The sequence below is a fragment of the Curtobacterium sp. MCBA15_005 genome (assembly GCF_001864855.1).
Taxonomy (GTDB): domain Bacteria; phylum Actinomycetota; class Actinomycetes; order Actinomycetales; family Microbacteriaceae; genus Curtobacterium; species Curtobacterium flaccumfaciens.
On sequence record NZ_MJGL01000034.1, the window covers coordinates 78,702 to 103,977 of the forward strand.

At 71.9% G+C, this 25,276-nt stretch carries 26 protein-coding genes; 5 read left to right on the forward strand and 21 right to left on the reverse strand.

From position 1 onward, the window contains the following. Positions 1-16: 16 nt before the first annotated feature. Genes BIU89_RS12495 through BIU89_RS12505 form a run of 3 tightly spaced genes read right to left on the reverse strand, consistent with a single transcriptional unit; the run spans position 17 to position 2,713 of the window. Entirely contained in the window at positions 17-562 is a 546-nt protein-coding gene (locus BIU89_RS12495) for a MarR family winged helix-turn-helix transcriptional regulator (RefSeq protein ID WP_027466075.1), read from the reverse strand. A gap of 28 nt (positions 563-590) precedes the next feature. Beyond that, positions 591-1,061 carry a hypothetical protein gene (locus BIU89_RS12500; RefSeq protein ID WP_071246949.1) on the reverse strand — a complete coding sequence of 157 codons (471 nt, stop codon included), beginning with the start codon at positions 1,059-1,061 and terminating at the stop codon, positions 591-593. Beyond that, the gene (locus tag BIU89_RS12505; RefSeq protein WP_175475025.1) at positions 1,058-2,713 is read right to left on the reverse strand and encodes a molybdopterin-dependent oxidoreductase; all 1,656 of its coding nucleotides are present in this window, start codon (positions 2,711-2,713) and stop codon (positions 1,058-1,060) included. The genes BIU89_RS12500 and BIU89_RS12505 overlap by 4 nt, the downstream gene beginning before the upstream one ends. Before the next feature lie 69 nt (positions 2,714-2,782). On the opposite strand from BIU89_RS12505, the gene BIU89_RS12510 reads away from it, so the two are divergent. Genes BIU89_RS12510 through BIU89_RS12520 form a run of 3 tightly spaced genes read left to right on the forward strand, consistent with a single transcriptional unit; the run spans position 2,783 to position 5,337 of the window. Beyond that, positions 2,783-4,027: a glycosyltransferase family 87 protein gene (locus tag BIU89_RS12510; RefSeq protein WP_139179088.1), complete on the forward strand. Its 1,245-nt coding sequence runs from the start codon at positions 2,783-2,785 to the stop codon at positions 4,025-4,027. 5 nt (positions 4,028-4,032) lie between these two features. Beyond that, entirely contained in the window at positions 4,033-5,085 is a 1,053-nt protein-coding gene (moaA, locus tag BIU89_RS12515) for a GTP 3',8-cyclase MoaA (RefSeq protein WP_071246952.1), read from the forward strand. 3 nt (positions 5,086-5,088) lie between these two features. Next, the gene (locus tag BIU89_RS12520; RefSeq protein ID WP_071246954.1) at positions 5,089-5,337 is read left to right on the forward strand and encodes a MoaD/ThiS family protein; all 249 of its coding nucleotides are present in this window, start codon (positions 5,089-5,091) and stop codon (positions 5,335-5,337) included. A 663-nt stretch (positions 5,338-6,000) separates the two neighbouring features. Here BIU89_RS12520 and BIU89_RS12525 read toward each other — a convergent pair. The 6 genes from BIU89_RS12525 to BIU89_RS12550 are packed head-to-tail and all read right to left on the reverse strand — an operon-like array spanning position 6,001 to position 11,289. Further along, positions 6,001-7,101, reverse strand: coding sequence for a calcium:proton antiporter (locus tag BIU89_RS12525; RefSeq protein ID WP_017888287.1), 1,101 nt, complete (start codon positions 7,099-7,101; stop codon positions 6,001-6,003). 12 nt (positions 7,102-7,113) lie between these two features. Continuing rightward, positions 7,114-8,154 (reverse strand): ABC transporter ATP-binding protein, encoded by a 1,041-nt coding sequence (locus tag BIU89_RS12530; RefSeq protein ID WP_254791624.1) that lies wholly within the window; start codon positions 8,152-8,154, stop codon positions 7,114-7,116. Beyond that, the gene (locus BIU89_RS12535; protein ID WP_071246956.1) at positions 8,151-8,951 is read right to left on the reverse strand and encodes an ABC transporter permease; all 801 of its coding nucleotides are present in this window, start codon (positions 8,949-8,951) and stop codon (positions 8,151-8,153) included. Before BIU89_RS12535 ends, BIU89_RS12530 begins: the two co-directional genes overlap by 4 nt. 3 nt (positions 8,952-8,954) lie before the next feature. Then, entirely contained in the window at positions 8,955-9,758 is an 804-nt protein-coding gene (gene modA / locus BIU89_RS12540) for a molybdate ABC transporter substrate-binding protein (RefSeq protein ID WP_071246958.1), read from the reverse strand. Next, positions 9,755-10,171 carry a TOBE domain-containing protein gene (locus BIU89_RS12545; RefSeq protein WP_071246959.1) on the reverse strand — a complete coding sequence of 139 codons (417 nt, stop codon included), beginning with the start codon at positions 10,169-10,171 and terminating at the stop codon, positions 9,755-9,757. Before BIU89_RS12545 ends, modA begins: the two co-directional genes overlap by 4 nt. Before the next feature lie 59 nt (positions 10,172-10,230). After that, entirely contained in the window at positions 10,231-11,289 is a 1,059-nt protein-coding gene (locus BIU89_RS12550) for a ThiF family adenylyltransferase (RefSeq protein ID WP_071247090.1), read from the reverse strand. Between the two features lie 95 nt (positions 11,290-11,384). Between BIU89_RS12550 and BIU89_RS12555 the strand changes: the two genes are divergently transcribed. After that, positions 11,385-13,037, forward strand: coding sequence for a glycosyltransferase family 39 protein (locus BIU89_RS12555; protein WP_071246961.1), 1,653 nt, complete (start codon positions 11,385-11,387; stop codon positions 13,035-13,037). Between the two features lie 84 nt (positions 13,038-13,121). On the opposite strand, the gene BIU89_RS12560 is transcribed toward BIU89_RS12555, so the two are convergent. The 5 genes from BIU89_RS12560 to BIU89_RS12580 form a co-directional block, all read right to left on the reverse strand. Further along, a complete protein-coding gene (locus BIU89_RS12560) occupies positions 13,122-14,054 on the reverse strand; it encodes a 4-(cytidine 5'-diphospho)-2-C-methyl-D-erythritol kinase (protein WP_027466065.1) in 933 nt (310 codons plus the stop codon). Positions 14,055-14,063: 9 nt separating this feature from the next. Continuing rightward, positions 14,064-15,383 (reverse strand): O-acetylhomoserine aminocarboxypropyltransferase/cysteine synthase family protein, encoded by a 1,320-nt coding sequence (locus BIU89_RS12565; RefSeq protein ID WP_071246963.1) that lies wholly within the window; start codon positions 15,381-15,383, stop codon positions 14,064-14,066. Next, complete coding sequence (locus BIU89_RS12570) at positions 15,383-16,423, reverse strand: LLM class flavin-dependent oxidoreductase (RefSeq protein ID WP_071246965.1); 1,041 nt, start codon at positions 16,421-16,423, stop codon at positions 15,383-15,385. Before BIU89_RS12570 ends, BIU89_RS12565 begins: the two co-directional genes overlap by 1 nt. 86 nt (positions 16,424-16,509) lie before the next feature. Continuing rightward, positions 16,510-17,508 carry an ATP-grasp domain-containing protein gene (locus BIU89_RS12575; protein ID WP_071246967.1) on the reverse strand — a complete coding sequence of 333 codons (999 nt, stop codon included), beginning with the start codon at positions 17,506-17,508 and terminating at the stop codon, positions 16,510-16,512. A gap of 200 nt (positions 17,509-17,708) precedes the next feature. Next, positions 17,709-18,551, reverse strand: a complete 843-nt coding sequence (locus BIU89_RS12580) for a helix-turn-helix transcriptional regulator (RefSeq protein WP_071246969.1) — start codon at positions 18,549-18,551, stop codon at positions 17,709-17,711. Between the two features lie 101 nt (positions 18,552-18,652). Between BIU89_RS12580 and BIU89_RS12585 the strand changes: the two genes are divergently transcribed. Beyond that, the gene (locus BIU89_RS12585) at positions 18,653-19,393 is read left to right on the forward strand and encodes an SDR family oxidoreductase (RefSeq protein ID WP_071246971.1); all 741 of its coding nucleotides are present in this window, start codon (positions 18,653-18,655) and stop codon (positions 19,391-19,393) included. 139 nt (positions 19,394-19,532) lie between these two features. On the opposite strand, the gene BIU89_RS12590 is transcribed toward BIU89_RS12585, so the two are convergent. The 7 genes from BIU89_RS12590 to rsmI all read right to left on the reverse strand — a co-directional run bounded on the left by BIU89_RS12590 (position 19,533) and on the right by rsmI (position 25,236). Further along, positions 19,533-20,072, reverse strand: coding sequence for a hypothetical protein (locus BIU89_RS12590; protein ID WP_139179091.1), 540 nt, complete (start codon positions 20,070-20,072; stop codon positions 19,533-19,535). 36 nt (positions 20,073-20,108) lie between these two features. Beyond that, the gene (locus tag BIU89_RS12595) at positions 20,109-20,561 is read right to left on the reverse strand and encodes a hypothetical protein (protein ID WP_139179094.1); all 453 of its coding nucleotides are present in this window, start codon (positions 20,559-20,561) and stop codon (positions 20,109-20,111) included. Between the two features lie 2 nt (positions 20,562-20,563). Beyond that, complete coding sequence (locus BIU89_RS12600; RefSeq protein ID WP_071246977.1) at positions 20,564-20,836, reverse strand: hypothetical protein; 273 nt, start codon at positions 20,834-20,836, stop codon at positions 20,564-20,566. A 92-nt stretch (positions 20,837-20,928) separates the two neighbouring features. After that, positions 20,929-21,780: a 16S rRNA (adenine(1518)-N(6)/adenine(1519)-N(6))-dimethyltransferase RsmA gene (rsmA, locus tag BIU89_RS12605; RefSeq protein ID WP_071246979.1), complete on the reverse strand. Its 852-nt coding sequence runs from the start codon at positions 21,778-21,780 to the stop codon at positions 20,929-20,931. A 2-nt stretch (positions 21,781-21,782) separates the two neighbouring features. Beyond that, the gene (locus BIU89_RS12610; RefSeq protein ID WP_071246981.1) at positions 21,783-22,715 is read right to left on the reverse strand and encodes a TatD family hydrolase; all 933 of its coding nucleotides are present in this window, start codon (positions 22,713-22,715) and stop codon (positions 21,783-21,785) included. Further along, positions 22,712-24,280, reverse strand: a complete 1,569-nt coding sequence (gene metG, locus BIU89_RS12615; protein ID WP_071247092.1) for a methionine--tRNA ligase — start codon at positions 24,278-24,280, stop codon at positions 22,712-22,714. Before metG ends, BIU89_RS12610 begins: the two co-directional genes overlap by 4 nt. A 134-nt stretch (positions 24,281-24,414) precedes the next feature. After that, complete coding sequence (gene rsmI / locus BIU89_RS12620) at positions 24,415-25,236, reverse strand: 16S rRNA (cytidine(1402)-2'-O)-methyltransferase (RefSeq protein WP_027466054.1); 822 nt, start codon at positions 25,234-25,236, stop codon at positions 24,415-24,417. Between the last annotated feature and the right edge of the window lie 40 nt (positions 25,237-25,276).

Genomic DNA, 25,276 nt, shown 5'->3' on the forward strand with positions numbered 1-25,276 from the left:
CGGAGACCAGGCGGCCTCAGTCCGTCGCCGCGCCCGTCAGCCGCTGCTCGCAGATCGCGGTGTCGTCGTCCTCGCGCGGGTAGGTCAGCGCTGCGAAACGCCCCTCGGGGTCGAGCCGAGTCAGAAGCGACGCCGCGATGCCGTCGAGCTGCGCGACCTGCTCGTCGGAGAGCGCGTCGATGACCACCCGGCGGGCGGTGCGGACGTGGTCCGGAGCTGCCTCGACGATGGTGGCGTACCCGGCGTCGGTCAGGCGGACGTCGGTGGCGCGGCGGTCGGAGGTCGACGGGCACCGGGTGACGAGCCCGCGCTTCTCGAGGCGGGACACCACGTGCGACAGCCGCGGCAACGAGGCGTTCGTGGCCGAAGCGAGCGCCGACATCCGCAGGGTCCGGGTGTCGGTCTCGGAGAGCATCGCGATGACCATGTAGTCGAAGTGCGTCAGGTCGGCGTCGCGCTGCAGCTGCTGGTCGAGCGCCGCCGGCAGGAGTTCCATGACCGCGACGAGCTTCATCCACGCGCGCAGCTGCTCGCGGGTGAGCCACGGGGTCTCGTCGGTCATGACCTGATCATACCGAAAGGTTGTCCCTTTAACCAGTGCTGCGCACGGCGGACGAACCAGACGAACCGGACGAACCGCCAGCGCGACGCGACCGCACCACTCCGACCGCGAGCACCACCACCACCACGACGAGCAGCGCCCCCTCGACGAGCAGCAGCCGCGTGCCGTAGTCGAACGGCAGCACGGTGGGGTTCTTCTGCCCGTGGTCCTTCGCGGCGATCTCCGGCAGGACCACCAGGGCGAGCACGCTGCCGAGCACGATCGCCGCCTGCACGACGACGAGCACCCAGGCCCGCAGCGAGCGTCCGGCCCGACGCAGCAGCAACCCGGCACCGACCACGAACGGGGACAGGACCGCGTCGTGCAGCACCACGGCCGCGAGCAGCCACACCCCGAGTCCGCCGATGCGGTTCGGCTTGACGGACGTCACGAGCACGTACGCCCCGAACGCGATGACCAGCACGCCGATCACCACGAGCACGATCCGCGCGGCCTTCACCGGAGCACCTCGATCTTCTCGATCCACTTGGTCTGCAGCACGCCGGGCCGCCCGGGAGCGATGATCCGCGCCGGGAACCCGTGGTCCAGGTCGAGCGTCGCACCGTTCAGCTCGAGGGCGATGAGCGTCGTCGGGTCCTCGGCGTACTCCGGTCCCATGTCCATGATCCGGTAGCCGCCGTGCCGTTCCAGGCTCGTCACCCGCACGTGCGACCCCTGCGGCGCCTGCACGGCGTCGAGCAGGTCGCGCATCCGCACGCCCCTCCAGGTCGCCATTTGGCTCCACCCCTCGACGCACGAGATCGGCAGGTCGACCTGCGCGGTGCCGAGCGCGACGAGTTCCGCCCGGACGAACGTCCGGCTCACGTCGTGGCCGACGACGGTGAGCGTCCAGTCGGCGGCGGTCGCGGTGGCGAGCACCCCGGCCGCACGCGCGGTCCGGTTCACCGGCAGTTCGTTCGCGCCGATGCCGCGGCCACGGGCGCCGAACACGTTGAACGGTTCCGCGAGCTTCGAGGACTGCCCCGCCGTGAGCGCGACGACACCGACCGTCGCCGCCGTCACGCCGGCGAAGAACCCGCGTCGGGCGATGCGCTGGCGTCGTCCGGTGGCTGCGTCCGGCGTCGGCCTGGAGGCCCGGCTCGGCTCCCCCACGTCGGCCGTCGGCTGGCCGGTACTCGGCTCCTCGGACACCTCGCGGGTCTCCGGCGCCGCGTCCGGTCCGGTGGGCCGGGACTCGGCGCCGGCGGGGGCGGCGTCGACGCCGTCGATCCAGCGGAACACGCGGCCCAGCAGGCCGGGGGCGGTGGACCCGGTGGTCTCGGCGACCGCAGCGTGCGGGGCGGACGCGGGACCCTCGCTCGCAAGCTCGCTCGGCGCATCCCGCGGATCGCTGGCGCGATCCCGCTGAGCGGGCTGCGCCAGGCCGGGTGGGAGCAGCTCACTGCCGGACGCGGGGTCCGCGATGAACCGGCCGTGCGCGTCGTAGGAGTCGCGCTTCCGCCAGTAGCGGGCGATGACCGGCAGCTTGGCGGCGATGTGGATGGCCAGCGACCCGATGATCACGTAGGCCATCGCGTTGTGCACCTGGCGGAACGGGAACGGCCACGGGTACCACTGGTACGTGTTGAGCAGGCCGGTGACGACCTGGATGATCGACGCGGACACGAGCACCGCGATCGACAGCCGCTCGAGCAGGTGCAGCACGCCGCGCACCGGGGGCACCTGCACCAGGGCGGGCACGACGGTGTTGAGCTTGGCGAGCAGCAGCGGGATGATCGCGATCCCGGTCGTGATGTGCAGGCCCTGCGTGAACTGGTACAGCTGCGTCGGACGGGTCGGGAACCGCATCCAGCCGAGCGGTTCCTGCAGCAGGTGGCTGTAGATCCCGGTGCCGAAGCAGATCAGGAACGCGATGCCGAGCAGACGCCCGAGCACCACCGCCGAGCGGGCGTTGCGGTTGGGGGACGCCAGAGCTGCTCGTCCGTCGTGCAGCAGGCGCTGGAGGCCGGATAGCCTCGACGGACCATGAGCGACCGACTGCGTGCCTTCCGACCGTCCCTGGCCGACGGCACCGCCGTCCGGATCGGCACGGTGCTGGCCGTCGTGGGAGTACTCGCCCTGTCGGGCGTCATCGCCGTCGGAGTCACGCATCTGGGGTTCCTCCGATCGGGCCATCGTTCTGCATTCGTTGCGTGGACGCTGATCGCTTGGACCGTCTTCGTGATCGCCGTGCTCGCGGTGCGTTTCGTGCCCGTCCGGTGGATGACCACCATGGTCATCGGCGGAGCGGTGGTGATCGGCATCGCCGCGCTGGTCGGACCGCCGAACACGAGCACCGACTCCGCCCGGTACGCGTGGGACGGCATCGTCCAGCATGCCGGAGTCTCACCGTACGCGCACACCCCCCAGTCCGCGGCACTGTCCGGTCTCCGACCCGACTGGTTGTTCCCCGACAAGGTGGACGGCACGTGCGATCCGCTGAAGCCCCGGTTCCGCGGGCTCGGCGACGGCGCCGACGGGCACTGCACCGCGATCAACCGGCCGGACGTCACGACGATCTACCCGCCGATGGCGCAGCTGTGGTTCGCCGCGGTGCGGTTCTTCGTGCCGGCGACCGCGCAGTACCTGCCGTTCCAGGTCGCCGGGCTGCTCGTGTCGCTCGGTGTGACCGTCGGGCTCGTCCTGGTGCTCCGACGCATCGGCCGTCCGACCTGGTGGGCGGCGCTCTGGGCCTGGTCGCCGCTCGTCGCGTCCGAGGCGGTCACCAACTCGCACGTCGACGTCGTCGGCGCCGCCCTCGCCACTGCCGGTGTCGTGCTCGTCGCCTTCGGCCGGCCGATCTGGGGCGGCATCGCGCTCGGGGCTGCGACCGCGACGAAGCTCATCCCGGCGATCGTGTACCCGCCGTTGCTCGGCCGCGGTCGGGCCTGGTGGGCGATCCCGATCGGCATCGCGGTGTTCGGGCTGCTCTACGTGCCCTACGTGCTGACGACCGGGCTCGACGTGCTCGGGTACCTGCCCGGCTACCTGAACGAGGAGGGCTACGAGGACGGCTCCCGGTTCGCGCTGGTGTCGCTCGTGGTCAAGGGCGACGCGGCGACCCTGGTGGTGGGGCTCCTGGTGCTGCTGGCGGCGTTCGTGGCGTGGCGGTTGTCCGACCCGGCGCGGCCGTGGTCGGGTGAGGTCCTGATGATCGGCGTGACGTTCCTCGCCGTGACGCCGCGCTACCCCTGGTACGCGCTGCTGCTCATCCCGTTCGTGGTGCTGTCCGGGCGGTGGGAGTGGTTGTCGATCGGCCTCGCCATCGCGCTGCGCGGGGTGTGGCCGTCGGCGGACGCCTACCGGTGGTGGTTGCTCGCGGCCGTGGTGGTCATCGTGGTCGTCACGCTCCTGCGCACGGAGCGGGCCGAGTGGCGGCGGTGGTGGGAGCGGCTGTCGTTCCGGCGCGTGGAACACGTACGCTGACGACCATGGCACCCGCGATCCTGCTCGGCACGACCGGCTCCGTGGACCCGGCTCCCGCCGGGCTCGTCGACCGCTTCGGGCGTCGTGCCGTCGACCTGCGGGTGTCGCTGACCGAGCGCTGCAACCTCCGCTGCACGTACTGCATGCCCGCGGCCGGGCTGCCGTTCGCCCCCGACGAGGCCCTGATGACGGCGACGGAGATCGAGCGGCTGGTGCGGATCGGCTCGTCGCGGTTCGGCGTCCGCAAGGTCCGGTTCACCGGCGGGGAGCCGATGCTCCGGCACGACCTGGTCGACGTGATCGCCCGGTGCGCCGCGCTGCCCGACGCACCGGAGCTGTCGCTCACCACGAACGCGATCGGCCTCGCCCACCGCGCCCAGGGCCTGTACGACGCCGGGCTGCGGCGCGTGAACGTGTCGCTCGACACCGTCGACCCCGACGTCTTCACCACCGTGACCCGCCGCCCGTTCCTCGACAAGGTGATCGCCGGACTGTCGGCCGCGCACGACGCCGGACTCGACATCAAGGTGAACGCGGTGCTGCTGCGCGGGATCAACGACGAGGCCGCTCCGGAGCTCCTCCGCTGGTGCCTGGAGCGTGGCTACGAGCTGCGGTTCATCGAGCAGATGCCCCTGGACCCCGACCACGCCTGGGACCGCACCTCGATGATCACCGCCGCCGAGATCCGCGCGCTGCTGGCGACGTCGTTCGTGCTCACCCCGGACGACGCCCCGCGCGACGGTGCCCCGGCGGAGCGGTACCGCGTGCACGACGCCGTGACCGGCGAGCCCCTCGGCACCGTCGGCATCATCGCGAGCATCACCGAGTCGTTCTGCGCCGACTGCACCCGCACCCGGCTGACCGCCGACGGGCACGTGCGCAGCTGCCTGTTCTCCGACGAGGAGACCGACGTGCTCGGGCCGATGCGCTCCGGGGCGGACGACGACCAGGTCGCCGAGCTCTGGCGGCTCGCGATGTGGGCGAAGCCGCGCGACCACGGTGACGACAGCGACGAGCTCGTGCACCCGACGCGTGGCATGAGTGCGATCGGCGGCTGAGGCATGACCACGATCCGGTTCTTCGCCGCTGCCCGCGCTGCCGTGGGCGTCGACTCCCTGACCACGACGGGCCCCACCATCGAGGCCGCCCTCGCCGCGATCGACGCGGCCGACGTGGCGGACCCTGCGCGGTGGAGTGGGTTGCAGGAGCGCTGCTCGTACCTGGTCGACGGCGTGACCACGCGTGACCGGGCGACCTCGCTCGACGGTGTCGAGGTCGTCGACGTCATGCCGCCCTTCGCCGGCGGCTGAGTTCGGCGGCTGAGCGGTACGCCCGTTCCTTCCCAGAACGCCCGTTCCTTCCCAGAACGCGCGCGATACCTGGTGCTTCCGGGGATACCTGGTGCGAACTTCCGACCAGGTACGCCCGATTCGACCAGGTACACCCGGAACGACCCGGTACGCCCGACCCGACCCCGCGCCCGTTCCTTCCCAGAACACCCGCGATACCTGGCGTTTCCGGGCGTACCTGGTGCGAACTTCCGACCAGGTACGCCCGATTCGACCAGGTACACCCGGAACGACCCGGTAGGCCCGACTCGACCCCGTGCCCGCGCACCCCGCACCCGTTCCTTCCCAGAACGCCCGCGATACCTGGCGTCTCCGGGCGTACCGTGTCGGAACTTTCGACCAGGTACGCCCGATTCGACCAGGTACGCCCGGAACGACCGGGTACGCCCGACTCGACCCCGCGCCCGCGCCCGCGCACCCCGCGCCCGTTCCTTCCCAGAACGCGCGCGATACCTGGTGCTTTCGGGCATACCGTGTCGGAACTTCCGACCAGGTACGCCCGATTCGACCAGGTACACCCGGAACGACCCGGCGCAGCCCGCGCCCGCCCGGACCCCGCCCGCCCGCGCCCGCGCCCGACCCCGACCGGACCCAGTCCCCGCCCGCACCCGACCCCGCCCAGCCCTACGGCGAGACGGACAGCACGATGAACGCGGCGAAGATCACCAGGTGCACCCCACCCTGCAGCCGAGTGGCACGACCGGGCAGCACGGTGAGCACCGCCGCGACGATCGTCAGCGCGAGCAACACGATCTGCGACGGCCCGAGCCCGAGCAGCAGCGTCCCCGGCATGAACAGCGACGCGACCGCGATCGAGGGGATCGTCAGACCGATCGACGCCATCGCGGACCCCATCGCCAGGTTCAGGCTCGTCTGAATCCGGTTCCGTGCGGCGGCCTTCGACGCGGCGATGCCCTCCGGCAGCAGGATGAGCAGGGCGATCACGACACCGACGAACGACGGCGGGAACCCGACGGCGGCGACCCCGGCCTCGATCGCGGGCGACTCCACCTTGGCGAGCCCGACCACGGCGACGAGCGCGACGACGAGCAGCCCGAGCGACACCATCGTGGTGCGTCCCGACGGGCGGGCGGCGTGGGCGTCCTCGGACTCGACGAGCACCCCGCCGGCACGGTTGACCGGCAGGAAGAAGTCGCGGTGCGCCACGGTCTGCGTGACGACGAACAGCCCGTAGAGCACCAGTGACGCGATCGCGACGAACACGAGCTGCGTCCCCGTGAAGGAGGCGTCGTCGGTGCCGGTGGTGAACGTCGGCAGCACCAGGGTCAGCACGGCGAGCGCGGCCACCGTCATGGTCGCGGCGCTCGCGCCCTCCTGGTTGAAGCGCACGGTGTTGTGCCGCAGGGTCCCGATCAGGATCGCGAGGCCGACCAGCCCGTTCATCGTGATCATCACCGCCGAGAACACCGTGTCGCGCGCCAGGGTCTCGGCCTGCGCACCACCCGAGCTCGACAGCGAGATGATGAGCGCGACCTCGATGATCGTCACGGCGACGGCCAGCACGAGCGAGCCGAAGGGTTCCCCGACCCGGTGTGCGACGACCTCGGCGTGGTGGACGGCCGCCAGGACCGTGACCGCGAGCACGACGGCGACGACGACCACCACGGCGGTGCCGAGCCCGTAGCGGCCGTACGAGAACGCGAGCACGACGGCCGCCAGGATCGGCGTGGCCACCGGCCACACCTTGGGGAACCAGGAGGTCATCCGACCATTGTCTCAACCACGGGGCGCGTAGACCGCCACCTCGGCTGCGGGGACGTCGATGCACACCGCGTCACCGGGGGCGATTCCGAGCGCGGTCAGCCGCGCGAGCGTCAGGTCCGCCACCAGGTCACCGGCCCGCACCCGCACCAGTCCGTCGCGCGGCTCGAGCGACGAGACGGTGCGCGTGGCTCCGGCACCGTCCCGCGTCAGCACGGCGGCCGTCGGGTGGAAGGCGGCCAGGGCGGGCCGGCCGGGAGGCACGGCGTGCGTCCCGGACGCCAGCTCACCCCCGCCGTCGATCACGATCCCACCCCCGGTGGCGGTCCCGCGCACCAGCGCGAGTCCGGAGAACGTCGCGGCGAACGCACTCGTCGGACGACCGAGCACGGCCGCGGGGGTGCCCTGCTCGACCACCCGTCCGCCCTCGAGCACGACGACGCGGTCGGCCAGGGCGACGACCTCGACCGGGTCGTGGGTGACGAGCACCGCGGGCCGGCCGGCGACGGCGGTCCGGAGTGCCGCGCGGACCTCGTCCTGCGCGCCGACGTCGAGCGCCGAGGTCGGTTCGTCGAGCAGCAGCACCGCCGGGTCGGTGGCGAGCGCCCGGGCGATCGCGACACGCTGCGCCTGTCCGCCGGAGAGTGTCCCGGGGTCTCGGGTGGCCAGGTCGGCGACCCCGACGGCGTCGAGCGCATCGCGGGCGAGCTGCCGGGCCGCGGCGCGACCGGCTCCGGCGGCTCGGGGCCCGAAGGTGACGTTCCCGACGACGTCGAGGAACGGGAACAGATCGGGCCGCTGTGCGACGAGTCCGGTCCGACGACGGTGCGCGGGCAGGGTGTGCCGTGGACTCGAGGCACGGACCCCGTCGAGTTCGATGAGGCCAGAGTCGATCGGCAGCAGCCCGGCCAGGGCCTCGAGCACCGTCGACTTGCCCGCACCGTTCGGCCCGATGACCGCCAGGCACTCCCCCGCTCGGACCTCGATCGAGACGTCGACGTCTCGCGGCCCGACGACGACGTGCGCCCGGACTCCCACCGCAGCCTCGGCCGTCACGCCAGGGCTCCGCGGGTCCGGAACGACGAGGCCCCGATGACGACGACCGCCACCACGACGAGCACGACCGCCAGCGCCACCGCGGTGTCCGGGTCGACCTCGCGCTGCAGGTAGACCTCGAGCGGCAGGGTCCGCGTGACCCCCTGCAGGCTGCCGGCGAAGGTCAGGGTGGCCCCGAACTCGCCGAGCGCCCGGGCGAAGCACAGCACGAGCCCGGACACGATCCCCGGCAGGACCCGCGGCGTCGTGACGGTCAGGAACGTCCGGGTCGGCCCGGCGCCCAGGGTCGCGGCGACCCGCTCGTACCGGTCACCCTCGACGCGGAGCGCCCCCTCGACCGAGGACACCAGGAACGGCATCGCGACGAAGGTCTGCGCGATGACCACCGCCGTCGTGGTGAACGCGATGTGCAGGCCGTGGTCGTCGAGGAACGCCCCGACCACCCCGAGCCGACCGAAGGCCGCGAGCAGGGCGAGACCACCGACCACCGGCGGCAGCACGAGTGGCAGGAGCACGACGGCCCGGGCGACGCCGACCCACCGCGACCGCGACCGCGCGAACAGCACGGCGAGCGGGTACCCGAGGACGAACGCGACGCCCGTGGCCGCGAGGGCCGTGCCGAGGCTGAGCCCGAGCGCGGTCAGTGACGCGGTGGAGGTCACGAGCCCGACGAACGACGACCAGTCCACCCGGCCGAGCATCGCGAGCACCGGCACGACGACGAACAGCCCGCCGAGCACCGCGGGCAGCGGGAGCCACCACGCGACCGGCGGCCGTCCGTCAGCGCGCGGAGCCACGGGTCAGGGCTTCCCGAAGCCCGCGTCGGAGAGCACGCGCTGTCCTGCCGCGGAGCGGACGTACTCCGAGAACGCCTGCGCGAGCTCCGGGTCCTGGGATTCCCGGAGCACGCCGATCGGGTACGTGTTGACGGCCTTGCTCGACTCGTCGAACGGGACCCCGTCCACCTTGCCGCCGGCCCCGCGGACGTCGGTCACGTAGACGAGTCCGGCATCGGCCTGACCGGACTCGACCTTGCCGAGCACGTCGGTGACGGACTGCTCCTCGCTGACCGGCTCGAGGTCGACGCCCGATGCGGACTCGACCTTCGCCGTCGCGGCACCGCACGGCACCGGGGCGGCGCACGTGACGAGCTGGACACCCGGAGCCGTCAGGTCGTCGAGGCCGCCGATGCCCCGCGGGTTGCCCGGTGCGACCGCGATCTCGAGCGTGTTCGTGGCGAAGGCCCGCGGCGACCCGGTCACCAGGTCACCCGAGGTCAGCTTCGTCATGTTCGCCTGGTCCGCCGCGGCGAACACGTCGGCGGGGGCGCCGTTCTGGATCTGGGTGACGAGGTCGCTGGAGCCGGCGAACGAGAACCGGATCGAGGCGCCGGGGTGCGCGGTCTCGTACTGCTTGCCCAGGGTCGTGAAGGTCTGCTGCAGGGACGCGGCGGCGAAGACGGTGATCGAACCGGTCGGCGCCTCGGTGCCGGAGCCCGCCGGGGCCTGTGCCCCCGAGCCCGTGTCCGGAGCCGTGCACGCAGCGAGCCCGAGCGCGACGGTGGCGGCGAGGGCCAGCGCCGCGAACGGCCGGGGACGGCTCATCGTTCGTCCTCGTGCCGGGCGGGCGCCTCGACCGCGACCATCGTGGCCTTGACGGACGCCACCGCGACGGACCCGACCTCGAGCCCCAGGTCACGGACGGCCTCGGCACTCATCAGGGACACCACGCGGTGCGGGCCGCACTGCAGTTCGACCTGCGCCATCACGGTGTCGACGACCAGGTCGGTGACGATCCCGACGAAGCGGTTGCGCGCCGAGCTCTTCACCGCGGACGCCGGGTCGGTCAGCTCCGAGCTGCGTTCCCGTGCGTAGGCGGCGACCTCGCGACCGTCGACCACGGCTCGCCCCGCGTCGTCCGCGGCACGGGTGAAGGTGCCGCCGTCGACGAGCCGACGAACGGTGTCGTCACTGATCCCGAGGAAGGCCGCAGCCTCCCGTACCCGCAGTTGCGTCATGATCCACCGATCCTATCCGCGGATGCGGCGGCAGGGGCGGTGGAGGTGACCAGGCTGGGTCAGGACCGGTGCTCGATCGACACGGGCAGACCCTCGCGACGCCAGGCCTCGAAGCCGCCGTCGAGCACCGCCACGCGCCTCCCGGCCGGCTGCCGAGCCGCCCACGCGTCCGCGCGGGGTCCGCGTGCGCAGTAGACGACGACCTCGTCAGCGCCGGTGTCGTCGGTGACGGCACCGGCGACCACGCCGTCCGCGCGTTCCTCGGCGGTCCGGACGTCGACGACGACCAGCGGGTCCGACGGGTCCGCCACTCTGGCGGCCAGGGCGGACGGCGCGATGCGCGGCGCCGCGGAGGCACCGGCAGCAGGTGCCGGTCGACGCGAGGCGGACCCCCGACGGACGGGACTCTCGGTCCAGCGCCACCGGCGGGCGTCGACGGTCAGGACACGTCCGAGCAGCGGGTCGCCCGTGCCGGTGACCATCGCGAAGACCTGTCCCGCCATCACCGCACCGACCGCGCCGCAGAGTGCGGGGACGACGCCGTCGAGGGCGCACGATCCCTCGTCGGGCAGGGCGTCGGGGTGCAGGTCGTGGAAGTCGACGCCGTCGGACCCGGCGTCGCGGAAGACGCTGACCTGCCCGTCGTGACCGAGCACGGTGCCCCACACGAACGGCACGCCGGCCGCGGCGCAGGCGTCCGAGATCGCTCGGGTGACCACGACCGAGTCGGCGGCGTCCACCACGACGTCGTGTCCGGCGACCAGGTCCGGCGTGAACGACGCGACCACGGCGACCGCGTCGAGTTCGGGGTCGACGGCGAGAGCTCGGGCGACCGCGACCCGTGCCTTCGGCGAGCCGACGTCCGCGGCGGTGAAGAGCGTCTGCCTGGCCAGGTTCGAGGCGTCGACCACGTCGGGGTCGACCACGGTGAGCCGACCGATCCCGGCGAGGTACGCGACCACCGGCGCCCCGAGCCCGCCGGCCCCGACGACGAGGACGCGTGATGTGGCCAGGCGTCGCAGCCCGGTGACCCCGACCTCGGCGAGCGCGGCGGTCCGCGAACCGAGCTGCACCCGCCCCGGGGAGAGCGCGGCGGCGGGGGCGACGAGGGGTTCCATCCCGTCATTCTGGCCCGTCGCACCGAACTCCTGCATGTGAGAGTTCAGTGCCTGGACGCGGCGGATCCCCAGAGCAGATCGGTACGGTCGCGGACGTGAGTTCCCCCCGCACCGGTACCGTCCCGGTCCGACGCACGACGTCGGACGGGTCGGTGCGCGCGCGCTCGCTGGGTCTCGCCGCGGCGGCCGTCCGGGCCCTCGCCCGGACCCCCGAGATCACCGTCGGTGCGCTCGGCGTCGTCGTCGCAGCGGCCTTCAGCTGGGTACCGTCGCTCTGGTACGACGAGGCCGCGACCGTCGCGAGTGCCCAGCGGAGCTGGCCGGCGCTGTGGGCCGAACTGCAGAACGTCGACGCCGTCCACGGGCTGTACTACGCCGTGATGCACGTCTGGTTCACGCTCGTCGGGTACTCGCCGTTCACGCTGCGGTTCCCGAGTGCCCTCGCCATCGGGGTCTCCGCCGGGCTCGTCGTCGCCCTCGGCCGTCGTCTCGGCGGCGTGCGGCTCGGCGTCGTCTCCGGGATCGTGTTCCTGGTCCTGCCCCGCGTCGCCTGGGCCGGCACCGAGGGGCGCCCGTACGCCACCGTCACGACCTTCGCCGTCGCGCTGACCCTCGTGGGGATCACCGCGGTCCGCCGCACCCGGATCCGGCACCACGCGACCCGGTGGTGGGTCGTCTACGGCATGCTCGCCGCGGTCGCCGTGCTGTTCAACGTCTACCTGGCCCTGGCCGTCGTCGCGCACGGGGTCGTGCTCCTCTGGACCGCCGTCGCCGACCGCGCCGCGCGGCGCGACGCCGTGCTCTCCGAGCGCAGCGGTCCGGTGGCCGCGCCGATCGTCGACCGAGCCGCGTTCGTGCGCTGGGGCGTCGCCGCCGTGGGCGCCGCACTCGTGGTGTCGCCGTTCATCGTGCTCGCCGCCGGGCAGGCCAAGCAGGTCGGCTGGATCACCGGCGTCGGGTGGGCCACCGTGCGCCAGGTCGTCGCGACCGCGTGGTTCGGTGCCGTCTGGCCGTACGCGGTGCTCGGGTGGGTCCTGATGATCGTCGGGGTCGTGCTCGCCGTGCGTGCCGCCCGACGCCCTGCCCCGGCCGCCCGCGACCTGCTGCGGATGCAGGCCGTCCGCGTCGCCGTCCCCCTGATGGTCCTGCCCACCGCACTGCTCGTCGGCGCGACCACGGCCGGGGAGCACCTGTACACCCCGAAGTACGCCAGCCTGAGCCTGCCGTTCGTCGCACTGCTCATCGGCCTGGCGATCACGGCGATCCGACCCCGGCGGTGGCTCGCGCTCGCGGTCGTCGGGATGCTGCTCGTGTCGGCCCCGACGAGCACGATCGTCCGGCTGCCCCACGCCAAGCAGGACTCGCACTGGGCGAACGCCGCAGCGATCATCGAGCGCGAGCGGGACCGGCGCACCGACCGGAACGAGGGCGTCGTGTTCGGCAGCGTCTGGCGGCACCCCGGCACCACCGCGCAGGTCATCGCCGATTCCTACCCCGAAGCCTTCACCGGGATGCGCGACCTCGCCGTCGCCGAGACCGGGGCCGAACGCGGACAGCTCTGGAACGTCAACGGCGACGTGGCCACGACGGTGCCCGAGCGGATCTCCGGCATCGACACCGTGTGGTTCGTCGGCGGCAAGTCACGGAACATCCGCCCGCAGGTCACCGAGACGCTGGTAGCCGAGGGCTTCCACGTCGTGCGCTACTGGCACACCGGGACGGTCATCCTCTGGAAGTACAGCCGCTGACGGTGGCGGTCCAACCGCCGACGGTGGCGGTCCAGTCGCTGACGGTGGCGGTCCAGCCGCCGACGGCTGTGCCGGGGCGTCGGGTCAGTGCACCACGCGTGCGCCGTGCACCGGACCGGTGGCCCGGAGTGCGACGAGGCCGGCGGCGCTGAGTTCGACCTGCAGTTCGAGCGCGGCATCACGGTCGCCCACCAGGAACGCCACGGTCGGGCCGCTGCCGGACACCAGGCCGGCCAGGGCACCGGACTTCTCACCGAGCTCCAGCGTCGCCGCGAGCCGGGGCTGCAGCCGCATGGCCGGTGCCTGCAGGTCGTTGTGGACGCAGTCAGCGAGCAGGTCGGGGTCACCCGCGCGCAGCGCCTGCAGCACGTTGGCCTCGACCACGGGGTGCGACGGCGCCGGGGAGATGTCGGCTCGGTAGCGCTCGCGGTGCTCGTCGAGCGCACGGTAGACGGCGGGGGTGCTCAGCCCGTCGTCGCTCAGGGCGAGGACCCAGTGGAACTCTCCCTTGGCCAGCGCGGGGCTCAGCTCGTCACCGCGGCCGGTGCCCACTGCGGTGCCGCCGGCGAAGGCGAACGGCACGTCGGCGCCGAGCTGCGCGGCGAGCCGGAGCAGCTCCTCGCGACCGAGCGCGGTGCCCCAGAGCGTGTCGACGGCGAGCAGGGTCGCCGCGGCGTCCGCGGACCCACCGCCCATGCCGCCGGCGACGGGCACCTGCTTGTCGATGGTCAGCCGCACCCCACCGCGGTGTCCGGCCGCGTCGGCCACGAGCCGGGCCGCACGGATGGCGAGGTTCGACTCGTCGACCGGCACGGTGCTCGTGTCGATCGGCCCCGTGAAGGTGACCGAGAAGTCGTCGGCGGCCTCGGCGGTGACGTCCTCGTACAGGGACACCGCCTGGTACGCCGTGGCGACGTCGTGGTAGCCGTCGTCCTGCAGCGCCCCGACGGACAGGAACACGTTGATCTTGCCGGGGGCGCGCGTCCGCACGCGGGTCGGTGCGGCCAACGTGGTCATGCGCCCAACCTATCCCGCTGCGGCTGCCGTGAACCCCCGCGCCAGGTCCGCGGTGATGTCGTCGATGTGCTCGAGGCCGATCGACAGGCGGATGAGTCCGTCCCCCACCCCGGCGGCCGCCCGCTCGGCGGAGGTCATCTGCACGTGGGTGGTCGATGCCGGGTGGACGACGAGCGATCGGACGTCCCCGAGGTTCGAGACGTGGTCGAACAGCTCGAGCGCCGCCACGAACCGTCGGCCCGCGGCGACCCCGCCGGCCAGGTCGAACGACAGCACGGCCGACGGTCCCTTCGGCACGTAGCGCTGCTGCAGGTGGTGCCACGGCGAGTCCGGCAGGCCGGCGTAGTGCACGTGCTCGACCTGGTCGTGGGCGTCGAGCCAGCTCGCCACGGTGGCGGCGTTCGACACGTGCCGGTCCATGCGGAGCGACAGCGTCTGGATGCCCTGGAGCACCAGGAACGCGTTGAACGGTGCGATCGCGGGCCCGAGGTCGGCGGACAGCTTCGAGCGGGTGCGCTGGATGAACGCCCGTCGCCCGAACTTGTCGGCGAAGTTCGTGTTCGCGAACCCGGACTGCTCGGTCGTGGCCAGCTGCGGGTAGGCGTCGGCGTGGGCCGCCCAGTCGAAGTTCCCGCTGTCGACGATGAGCCCGGCGATGGCGCTGCCGTGTCCGGCCAGGTACTTCGTCGCCGAGTGCACGACGATGTCGGCGCCGTGCTCGATCGGGCGCACCAGGTACGGCGTCGCGATGGTGTTGTCGACGATGAGCGGCACACCGGCCTCGTGCGCGACCCCGGCCACCCCGGCGAAGTCCAGGACGTCCCCGCGGGGGTTCGGGATGGACTCACCGAAGAACGCCTTCGTCTCCGGGCGCACCGCCGCCGCCCACTCGGACAGGTCGGTCGGGTCCTGCACGAACGTGAAGGTGATGCCGAGGTCCCGCAGGGTCGAGGCGAACAGCGTGTAGGTCGCGCCGTACAGCGAGGCGCTCGACACCACGTGGTCACCGGCGCGTGCGACACCGAGCACGGCCAGCGACGTCGCCGCCTGCCCGGACGCCAGCGCCAGCGCACCGATCCCGCCCTCGAGGTCGGCGATCCGGCGCTCGAGGGCTGCCGCCGACGGGTTGTTCACCCGCGTGTAGGTGTGGCCGGGAGCGTCGAGCATGAATCGCGCGGCGGCGTCCTCGCCCGACGGGTAGACGTAGGCGGCACTCTGCGCGATCGGCGGCACGTTCGCGCCCCAGCCCGGGTCGGCCTTGAAGCCGGCGCGGATCTGGCGGGTCTCGAACGCCCAGCCGTCCTCGGCGTTGGTCGGCGTGGCCCCCATCAGGACTGCGCCCCGACCGACTGCCGGACGAGCGGGATGACCTGCTCGCCGAACCGGTCCATCTCCTCGAGCTGCGGCGAGAACTGCAGCAGGAGCGTGTCGACGCCGGCGTCCTCGAACTCCCGGATGCGGTCCGCCACCTGCGACGGCGTCCCCACGAAACCGGGGCGCAGGCCGCGGTTCGACACCGAGTAGTCCTCGAGCGAGGGCACGTGCTCGAGCTGCGACTTCGAGATGAAGTCCTGGTACGACTCGTACGCCTTGCCGTGCTGCACGTCGGTGATCCGGGCGAGCTCGGCCTGCGCCTCTTCCTCGGTCTCGCGCACGATCACGTACGCGGCCATGCCGAACGCCTCGAACGGCGGCAGGCCGGCGTCGACGCGGCGCTGCTTCATCTCGTCGATCTTCGCGCGGAGCTCCTGGACCGTGCCGCCGTGCGTGACGTAGGCGTCGGCGTACCCGGTGATCGCGGCCTTGCCGGCCTCGCTCTCCCCACCGGCGTAGATGCGCGGCGTCACGCGGGGCTTCGGCTCGAGGTGCGCGTTCTCGATGTCGTAGTACTCGCCCGAGAACGAGTACGGGGTCTCGCGCCACAGGCCCTTCATGACCTCGACGAACTCCGCGGTGCGCTTGTACCGGTCGTCGTGCTCCGAGAAGATCCCGCCGTACTGCTTCGCCTCTTCCGCCCACCAGGCGCTCACGACGTTGAAGGTGAACCGTCCGCACGAAATGTCGTCGATCGTCGCCGCCTGCTTCGCCGTCACCGCGGGCAGGTGGTACCCGGGACGCATCGCCGCCATGATCTCCAGGCGCTCGGTCGTCGCCGCGATGGCCGCCGCGAGCGACCACGCCTCGAGCGAGGGCGCCGCCGTGCCCTTGATGTCGTTGAGGTTGAGCTCCGGCACGAGCGTCAGGTCGAAGCCGATCCGCTCGGCGCGCTGCGCCAGGCGCTTCACGTAGTCGAAGGTGACCGGCATGTTCTCGTTGTCGACGTTGCGCAGCCAGCCGCCGAAGAGCGGGGTCCAGTATCCGAATCGCACGTTGGTTCCTTGGGGGTGTGGGAAAGGCGGACGGGAGGCCCGTGGCGGGCCCGCCACGGGCCTCCAGTCCGGTGGTTCTTGCGTTCTCAGGCCGTGAGCTGCGCCGCGTACTGCGTCTCCAGCAGACCACCGAGGTACTTCGCGATGGAGCGCGGGCCGGACGCCGGCGCGGACTCCTCGACCGCGGGGTTGTAGTTCGTGTTCGTGTTGATGTCGTAGACGACGGTGCGGCCGTCCGTCGTCTCCATGAACTCGACGCCCGCGATGGTGATGCGCTGGTCGGCGAGGAACGTGCGGAGCTGCTGGACCAGCGGGTGCTCGGCGGTGATCTCGGTCCGGACGGTGAACGCCGGGGGCGCACCGGCGGTCTCGGTGCCGGGGACGTCGCAGACGGCACCCGCGATGACCTGCGGCACCTCGCACGCGTCGGCGGGGCAGAGCTCGAAGCTGCCGGCGCTGGTGTCGACGCGGACCGCGTACACGAACTCGCCGCCGACGAACTCGACGCGGGTGATGAAGGGCTCGCGGGCCGTCAGGTACTCCTGCAGCAGGGTGATGCCGTCGACCGGCGCCTCGAACTCGGGGCTGTCGATGTAGGCGTCGAACTCGGCGAGCGAGTCGAACCGCCGGACGCCCAGGCCCTTGCCGCCCTGGTTGTGCTTCGTGATGAAGGGGATGTCCTGCCCGTCGGTGAAGGTGCGGGCGGCGTCCTTGAGTGTCGTCGTGCCGAACACGGCGGTCGTGCGCGGCACGTCGAACCCGGCCTGCTGCAGGAGACCGTGCTGCGCGACCTTCGACACCTCGAGCTCGAGCACGTGGCTGCCGCCGACGACCTGGCGGCCGGCTCGCTCGAGCCAGCCGAGGATCGCCCGGGTGTACTCCTTGCTGTGCTCGTGGCCGCGGGTGTGGGAGCTCGCGGACATGCGACTCCAGTAGACGCCGGGTGCCGGCTCGGCCGCGAGGTCGATCTGCCCCTCGGTCAGCAGGATCTCCTCGACCGGGACACCCTCGGCCTCGAAGGCGGCGGCGAGCGGGGGGAACCACTCGGGGTTCTCGTGGATGACGTACACGCGCGGAGTGCTCACGCCCCCACCCTAGGCACGGTATACCGCACGCGCCCAAGTGTGTGACGTGGCGTTGCTTCTCGGTGGGGGCGGGTCGCACGGGGTCCTCGTCGCTCGGTGCGAGGTTCCGTACTCGGTGCGACCTGCTCGCCGTCGCACGGCGTACGGAACCTCGCACCGTTCGGTACCGGCGGTGGTCGACCTCGCACCGTGCGAGGTCGTCAGCCGGCGAAGGTCTGCTGTCCGACGACGCCGAGGAGCTCGAGCTTCTGCGCGTCTTCCGATCCTGGGGGCGCCGTGAACAGCAGCAGTGCCTGCGCCTGGTCGTCGGTGTGCAGCACCTGGCAGTCGACGGTGATGCGGCCGAGCTCCGGCTGCACGATCGTCTTGTTGTCCGACCAGCGCGTGGCCACCTCGTGCTTGGCCCAGAGGTCGCGGAACTCGGCGCTGCGCGTCTGCAGCTCGGCGATGAGTTCGGTCGCCCGGCGGTCGCCCGGGCCCGCGAGCCCGACGGCCGCCCGGAGCGACGCGACCACCACCCGCCCCAGCCGCTCGTGCTGCTCGGGCGCGTACTTCGCGAGCTCCTCCCCCGTCACGAACCACCGCCACGCCTGGTACCGCCGGTTGCCCGGCAGGTCGACCGAGCTGCTGAGGAGCGCCGCCGCGAGCCGGTTCTCGACCAGGGTCTCGCCCAGGTGGCTGACGACGATCGCCGGGGTGTCCTCGAGCCGGTCGAGCACCCGCAGGATCGCCGGATCGACGTGGTCGGCGCGGTGCATCCGGGTCGGGGCGTTCTGCCCGGCCAGGTGGAACAGGTGGTCGCGCTCGTCGAGGCTGCAGCGCAGGGCCCGGGCGATCGCCGCGATCATCTGCTCGGACGGCTGCGGTCCGCGTTGCTGCTCGAGTCGCGTGTAGTAGTCGACGGACATGCCGGCGAGGGCAGCGACCTCTTCGCGGCGGAGCCCCGGGGTTCGGCGTCGTGGCCCCTGCCCGAGACCGACGTCCTCGGGGCGCAGCAACTCACGGCGACGGCGGAGGAAGTCGGCGAGCGCGGCACGGTCCATGGGTCGATCATCGTCCGCTTCCGGCCCGGGTGCCAGGGATCGCCGATCCCCCGATGACCGCGCTCTGGTTGCGACCCTGCCCACGGAGCATCGTGGTGGTCATGGACATCACGAACTCCACCGTCTTCATCCCCGGCGCGACCTCGGGCATCGGTCTCGCGCTCGCCCAGCGCCTGCAGGCCGCCGGCGGCACCGTCGTCATCGGCGGCCGTCGCCAGGCCCTCCTCGACTCCCTCGCCGCCGAGCACGGCTTCGGCACGGTGCAGATCGACGTCGCCGACGCGTCGTCGATCGAGACCGCTGCCACCTCGGTGCTCGAGGCCTACCCGTCGCTCGATGCCCTCATCACCATGTCGGGGATCATGCGCGACGAGGACCTCCGCGACCCCGGGCACATCCACGACGCCGTCGAACTCGTCCAGACGAACCTGGTCGGCACGATCCGGCTCATCGACGCGTTCCTGCCGCACCTGCTCGCCCAGCCCTCGGCCACCCTGATGACCGTCACGTCCGGTCTCGCGTTCGTCCCGCTCACCGCGTCGCCGACGTACAGCGCGACGAAGGCCGGTGTGCACGCCTACACGCAGGCCCTCCGTCAGCAGCTCGTCGGGTCCTCGCTCGAGGTGCTCGAGCTCGCCCCGCCGGCCGTCATGACCGACCTGATGGGCGGCGCCGACTTCGGTGGGATGCCGCTCGACGCGTTCGCCGACGAGGTCATGGCGCTCATCGAGTCCGGCGCTGCCCCGGAGATCCTGGTGCAGAACGTGCACCCGCTGCGCTTCGCCGAGCGGAACGGCAACCACCAGCAGATCCTCGAGATGATGGCGTCCCGCGAGCACTGAGTCGGGCGACGGCCCACGTTCGCACGGTGCGGGGTTCCGTGTTCGGTGCGAGGCAGTTCGGCTCGCACGGAACACGGAACCTCGCACCAGGCGTGGTGCGCCTCGCACGGTGCGAGGGGCACGTTGCCCTGTCGCGGCGTCAGAGGGTGGCGAGGAGCTGCTGCAGTTCGGCCTTCGCGTCGGGCATCCGCTCGGGGCCGGCGAGCCGTTCCCGCTGCACCGAGATGCGGACGGTGTCCGGCTTCGGACCGTCCTCGGTGTTGAGCAGCACGGATTCGCGGTCAGCGAAGGTCCAGCGGGCCGAGGGGCGCCTGCCGCCGCGTCGCTCGGACGTCGGCGTGGATCCGAGTGCCGCCGTGAACACCGGGACGATCCGATCGAGCACGGCCTCTCGTTCACCCGGGACCTGCCGTGAGGCGGACACCGCGAAGGTGCCGTCCGTGCGCTGACCGGGGATGCGGAGCCCGCGGGCCTGTTCGTACCCGATGGTGATGCCCTGCGCCCACCACGGCTCGACGCCCTGACCGATCAACCAGGACGCGATCGCCGCGTGCCCGATGGTGGCTCCGTCCGCTCGGTCGATCAGGGCATGCCAGTCGTCGGGCTTCTTGCCCGTCGCTGCAAGGACGCGGTCCGGCGCCATCCCCTGTGCATGCGAGCGAACCGTTCCGTCGGTCATGCCGTCATCGTAGGCTGCAGGACCCCGCAGCACCGCTCACTGTCGGGAGCCGGCCCGCAGGCGACGCGCCAGCTGCGCACCCTTCGCGTCGATGATCAGCGGGAGATGCTCCTTGTCCACGACGCCGAACGCAGGATCGACCGTCACGAAACCGTCCACCTTCGACGAGATGGCGGTGGCGACGTGCACGGCACCCGAGGCTGTCAGGCCGAACTCCTCGATCAGCCCTGGGACTCCATCGCTGACGTCATCGATCCCGACCCAGTGCAGTTGCGTCGACCGCAGCAGGTCTCGCCATGCGGCCACATGGCGACGTGCAGCCTGCAGTCCCTTGAACGCTGACGCCCCGACGTGCTGCGGCTCCGCACGGTGCAGCACGCATTCGATGAAACTCGTCTCGACGAGCACGACATCCGGCCTGCTGGTACATCCGTCGAACTCCAGTACCCGATGCTCGTCGAACTCACCGGATCTGAGTCGCTCGAACACGATCAGCGTGCCTGGCGGATGCGCGCGATGGGCTCGGCTCGGCAGTCCGGATCGATCAACTCGATCGCACGCCGTCGGCGCTCGCGGCGTTCTTCGAACGTGCCTTCAGGTCGCGGCGTCCGAGCGAACAGCGCTTGCCGCTCGGCGTCGGTGAAGATCCTCGGCCCCCGCGGCCGACCAGGATCCGCGCTGAGCAGGGCGCGCCGACGACCCGCTGTGAGCTGTTCCTCGGTCGGGCCGCGGCGGATCGGTCGGCGTGGTTCGGTCGGCTGCATGGTGTCCCCTCGGTCGATGCGATCAACCGTAGGAGCATCGAACGGACTTCACGAAACATTCCGCATTTCGCTGGCGCCAGGCGCGAGGAGGACTACTCCGCGGCTGCCAGGACCGTCCGCCCGAGCCGCACGAAGTCGTCCACACCGATCGCCTCGCCCCGGGCGGTCGGGTCGATACCCGCCGCCGTCAGGACCTCGGACGCGTGCGCACTGCCGCCGAGCACCCCGGACAGGCTCTGCCGCAGCATCTTGCGTCGCTGCTGGAAGGCCGCGTCCACCAGCGTGAACACCCGCGACCGCAGGAGCTCGTCCCCCGGGGGCTCGTGCCGGTCGAACGCCACCAGGACACTGTCGACGTTCGGCACCGGCCAGAAGACCTGACGGCTGACCAACCCGGCGGTGCTCCACGATCCGTACCAGGCGGCCTTGACGCTCGGCGACCCGTAGACCTTGCTGCCGGGGCCCGCAGCGAGCCGGTACCCGACCTCGGCCTGCACCATCACGAGCGACCGCTCGATCGACGGGAAGGTCGCGAGCAAGTGCAGCAGCACGGGCACGGAGATGTTGTAGGGCAGGTTCGCGACGAGGTGCGTCGGCTCGATGTCGAGGTCCGTGGCGGCGACGGTCATGGCGTCCTGCTGCACGACCGTCAGCCTGGCGTCCGGCTGCATCGACGACACCGTCGACGGGAGCTTGGCGGCCAGGCGCTTGTCGATCTCGACCGCGGTGACGGGCGCGCCGGTCTCGGTGAGCCCGAGCGTCAACGACCCGAGCCCCGGGCCGATCTCGAGCACCCGTGCCGACGGCGTCACGCCGGCGACCGACACGATCCGCCGCACGGTGTTGGCGTCGTGCACGAAGTTCTGGCCGAGCTTCTTCGTCGGGGTGACGTCGAGTTCGGCCGCGAGTTCCCGGATCTCCGCCGGGCCGAGCAGGGCACCCACGACTACTCGTCCACCGTCACGGGCTCGGCGTCCCACGCGCCGTAGACGAGCTCGGTGTTCGAGGCGATCTGGGCCGCGAGCATCGAGGCGTCCGTGCCGAGCGTCTCCGCCATCGACCGCAGGGTGAGCGGGATGAGGTACGGCGCGTTCGGCCGGCCACGGAACGGGGTGGGCGTCAGGAACGGCGCGTCCGTCTCGATCATGATCAGGTGCCGCGGGGCCACGAGCAGCGCTTCACGCAGCAGTGCGGCGTTCTTGAACGTCACGGTGCCGGCGAACGACATGTACCAGCCGCGCTCGGCGCAGAGCCGGGCGAGGTCCGGGCCGCCGGAGAAGCAGTGGAACACGGTCCGCTCCGGGGCACCCACGCGGTCGAGGACCTCGACCACGGCGTCGTGCGCGTCGCGGTCGTGGATCGTCAGCGCGAGGTCGTGCTCTTTCGCGATGCGGATGTGCTCCTCGAACGAACGGACCTGGGCGTCGCGGCCGTCCTCGCCGGTGCGGAAGAAGTCGAGACCGGTCTCACCGATCGCCCGGACCCGCGGCAGCGCGGCGAGCCGTTCGATGCCGGCGAGGTGCTCGTCGAGCAGCCCCTGTTCCTGCAGCACGGGCGCTTCGTTCGGGTGCAGCGCGACGGCCGCCAGGACCCGGGGCTCCCGAGCGGCGATCGACGCGGACCACTCCGAGGTGGCGAGGTCCGTGCCGACCTGCACGACACCGCGCACGCCGACGCTCGAAGCACGGTCGAGGTGCTCGCGGTACTCGAGCGGACCGTCGCCCCCGTCGCCGACACCGTCGGCGATCTCCATGTGGGTGTGGTTGTCGTACACCGGCACGACGAGCGCCTGCGGCAGCGGCGGGTACGTCAGGTCGCGCTTCGAGCCACCGGACCCCCCGTCCCCGCGGGACCGGACGTGCGACTCGGCGTCGGTCACGCGGAGACCTGCTCGATCCGGGGGAAGAGCCCGCTCTCGAGCGGCACCACGTGCGACGCTGCCTGCCACTCGAACGCGCGGTCGACCCGCTGCTCGGCGACGGACCCGCCGGCGCCGATCGAGGCCCAGAGCTTCTCGGTCGCCTTCGGCATGACCGGGGACAGCAGGACGGTGACGGTGCCGAGGCCGCGGAGCGCGGTGGTCAGGACCGTGCCGAGGCGCTCGCGGTTGGCGTCGTCCTTCGCCAGGGCCCACGGCGCCTGCTCGGTGATGTACCCGTTCAGGGCGTCGACGAGCTCCCACACGATGGCGATCGCCTCGTGCGGGGCGAAGGCAGCGATGGCGGCGTCGGCACGCTCGGTGACCGAGACGGCCAGGGCGTCGATCGCCTGGTCGGACTCGGTGAGCGCGCCGCGCTCCGGGACCTCGCCGTCGCAGTACTTCTGCAGCATGGCGACCAGGCGTGACGCCAGGTTGCCGTAGCCGTTCGCGAGCTCGGCCTGGTAGCGCGCCGAGATGTCTTCCCAGCTGAAGTTGCCGTCCTGCCCGAAGGTGATGGCGCGCAGGAAGTAGTAGCGGAAGGCGTCGGACCCGAACGTGTCGGTGATCTCCGACGGAGCGATGCCGGTCAGCTTCGACTTGGACATCTTCTCGCCGCCGACGAGCAGCCAGCCGTGGCCGAAGACGCGCTCCGGCACCGGCAGCCCGGCGGCCATGAGCATCGCCGGCCAGATGACGGCGTGGAAGCGGGCGATGTCCTTGCCGACGATGTGCACGCTCGGCCAGAGGCGCCGGAACGCCTCGTCGTCGTCGGTGCCGTAGCCGAGCGCCGTGACGTAGTTGAGCAGGGCGTCGAACCACACGTACAGCACGTGGTCGCTGTCCCACGGGATCTTGATGCCCCAGTCGAAGCTGGAGCGCGAGATCGACAGGTCGCGGAGTCCCTGCTTGACGAACGAGATGATCTCGTTGCGGACGCTCTCGGGCTGGATGAACAGCGGGTTCGACTCGTACAGGTCGAGCAGGCGCTGCTCGAAGTCGGACATCCGGAAGAAGTAGTTGCGCTCGGCCAGCACCTCGACCGGGATCGAGTGGATGGCGCAGACCTGCTGGCCCTCGTACGCACCGGTGCCGGCGACCAGGTCGCTCGGCTGCTTGTACTCCTCGCAGCCCACGCAGTAGAAGCCCTCGAACTCGCCGGCGTAGATGAAGCCGTCGTCGTAGAGCTTCTGCAGGAACGCCGTCACGCCGCGCTCGTGTCGTTCGTCGGTGGTGCGGATGAAGTCGTCGTTCGCGACGTCGACCGTGTCGAGCAGTGGCTTCCAGGCGTCGTTGACCAGGCGGTCGGCCCATTCCTTGGGCGAGACGTCGTTCGCCGAGGCGGTGCGCAGGATCTTCTGCCCGTGCTCGTCGGTGCCGGTGAGCAGCCAGGTGTCGTCACCGCGCTGCCGGTGCCAGCGCGCGAGGAAGTCCGCGGCGACCTCGGTGTAGGCGTGCCCGATGTGGGGCACGTCGTTCACGTAGAAGATCGGCGTGGTGATGCTGAACGAGGACCCGGCGGACATGCGGACCATCCTACGGGCGCACGGAACTCCGATGACGCGTGCGGCGGTGCACTGTGGAGAACCGGGTCCGGGAGGCCCGTGACGGGCCCGCCCCGCGCCTCCAGACCGGCGGACGCGAACGTGTCGGGCCCCTCTCAGCGTGCCGCGAGCGCCCCTTCGTACAGGTCGCGCTTCGACAGCCCGGTCGCGTCCGCGACCGCCGCGGCGGCCTCCTTCATGCGCATGCCGGCGGCCACCCGCTCGAGCACCAGCCGCACGCCGTCGTCGAGCGTGGCTTCTTCGGTGGCCTCTGCCGCGCCGGCGACGACGATGCAGATCTCACCCCGCACACCCTCGGACGCCCACGTGACGAGTTCGTCCAGCGGCCCGCGACGGACCTCTTCGTACAGCTTCGTGAGCTCGCGGCAGACCGCGGCGCGGCGGTCGCCCCCGAACCCGACGGCCATGTCCGCCAGGGTCTCGGCCAGCCGGTGCGGCGACTCGAAGAACACCATCGTCCGCTGCTCCCCCGCCAGCGCCTGGAACGCCCGGCGGCGCTCTCCGGCCTTGCGGGTCGGGAACCCCTCGAACGTGAAGCGGTCGGTGGGCAGCCCGGACACGGCGAGCGCCATGAGCACGGCCGACGGCCCGGGCAGGGCGGTGACGGTGACGCCGGCGGCCGCGGCGGCCTCGACGAGCGGGAAGCCGGGGTCGCTGATCGCGGGCATGCCGGCGTCGGTGAGGACGACGACGTCCTCGTCGCGGGCGAGCTCGACGACCTCGGACGCCTTCGCCCGTTCGTTGTGCTCGTGCAGGGCGATGAGCCGCGGACGGTTCTCGATGCCCAGGGCGCGCATCAGGTGGATGGCGGTCCTGGTGTCCTCCGCCGCGACGACCGTGGCGTTGGAGAGGGTCTCGACGAGACGGCGCGAGGCGTCCCCGAGGTTGCCGATGGGCGTTGCTGCGAGGACGATCACGCACCCATTGTCCCCGCACCCCCGTCGCAGCGGGGACATA